This window comes from Anaerostipes sp. AF04-45 (genome assembly GCF_003461725.1).
GTDB classification, from domain to species: Bacteria; Bacillota; Clostridia; order Lachnospirales; family Lachnospiraceae; genus Anaerostipes; species Anaerostipes caccae.
Window position 1 is genome coordinate 1 of sequence record NZ_QTXQ01000010.1, and the last position, 1153, is coordinate 1153.

Sequence of the window (1153 nt, forward strand, 5' to 3'; positions counted from 1 at the left end):
GAGGATGATACGAAAGAGCAGATCGGAGCCAACCATGTGATCAGCAAGAGCGGCGGGAAACCATTTTCGGAGGAATTGCTTCATCATCTCACAAAGGTAACGGGGAAACAGGAAAACGGGACAAACTTTCCGCCGGAACAGCTGACGCTGGCAAAACCGGAGGAACTGGAAGTTATCAATGCCGCGAAGACAAAGGGAGAAATCGGGGATTTTCCTCTGACCTATACGACTCCCAACGGCACGGAAGTAACGGTAACAGTGTTCTTACGAAATGACGGCGAGGATGCAGGGGGATTTGATAAAGAGAACATAAAAGAATAGATCGGAGCCAATGACTTTACAAAGGAAACGGGGGGCAGCCCATTTACAGAAGAAGACATCAAGCATCTGGGCGAGGTAAAAGGAAAAGATAAGGAAGGCAACAATATTTCTCTCGATGATTTTTCTGTGGATCAGGAACAATTCAAAAAGATCAATGAACATAAGACACAGGGGAAAGCCGGGGAGTTTGAGCTGACCTATTCTGATGCAAAGGGAAATAAAGTAACCGTCACGGTCACACTGGTCGGTGAGTACGATGCGATTACAGAAAACCCGGACACAGGTGAGATGATAAAGGGGAAACATATCATCAGCAAAACCGGCGGCGACGGTTTTTCGAAAAAGCAGCTGAAAGAGCTGTCCATGGTAAAAGCGGTGGACAAAGACGGGATGGAGATTCCAACAGAGGATCTTAGTTTTGCAGAGGAAGAGCAGATTGCAGCGATCAATGCGGCAAAGACCGCAGGGAAGACCGGCGATTTTCCTCTGACTTTCCGGACGCCGGACAATACAACGGTTACAATCACTGTATTTCTGAGAGATGAGGGAACAGATGCCGCAAAGGAAAGACAGGATGATCCTTTTTCTGTGATCGGAGCGAACCATGCGACACAGCCTACAAAGGGAGAGCCCTTTACGGAGGAACAGATTATCGGCCTCTGCCAGGCAAAAGGAAAAGACAAGAACCTGGATAATGCAAAGATTCTGGTGGATGAAAGCCAGCTGGCAGTGATCAACAAAGCAAAAAAGATGGAAAAACGGGAGTTTTTGACCTCACCTTTTCCCTTTCTGACGGAAATAAAGCCACAGTAAAGGTGACGCTGACCGGGGA

At 47.6% G+C, this 1153-nt stretch carries 1 protein-coding gene and 1 pseudogene; both read left to right on the plus strand.

Annotation, left to right across the window (positions count from 1 at the left end):
• Positions 1-321: pseudogene (locus DWV34_RS17735) on the plus strand (hypothetical protein); the annotation flags it as partial.
• A gap of 126 nt (positions 322-447) precedes the next feature.
• Complete coding sequence (locus tag DWV34_RS17740) at positions 448-1134, plus strand: hypothetical protein (protein WP_243000871.1); 687 nt, start codon at positions 448-450, stop codon at positions 1132-1134.
• The last annotated feature ends 19 nt before the right edge of the window (positions 1135-1153 follow it).